The organism is Pseudomonas sp. PME37.24/025 (assembly GCF_055556615.1).
In genome coordinates this window covers 1-236 of sequence record NZ_JBVHNK010000480.1, presented here as the reverse complement: position 1 = coordinate 236, position 236 = coordinate 1, and the positions used below count along the sequence as shown (strand labels likewise).

The 236-nt window shown below is 69.1% G+C and carries 1 protein-coding gene; it reads left to right on the top strand.

Annotation, left to right across the window (positions count from 1 at the left end):
• Positions 1–236 (top strand): hypothetical protein (locus ACZ3HH_RS31155; RefSeq protein ID WP_465810592.1); only part of this gene is annotated, 236 nt, incomplete at both ends.

Sequence of the window (236 nt, the reverse complement as noted above, 5' to 3'; positions counted from 1 at the left end):
GGCCCTCTCACGATCACCGGCAATAGCGTCGCCGGCGGCGCTAACGGAGGCAATGGCGCCACCAGCGGCTCGGCCTTCGGCTCCGGCATCTTCCTGCAAGGCAACGGCGCTGTCACTTTCACGCCTAGCGCCGGCCAGACGCAGACTGTGTCCAACGTGATCGCCGACCAGACCGGCTCGGGCGGTGCTGGTCCCACTGCCGGCAGCTACGGCCTCACCAAGAACGGCGCGGGGAC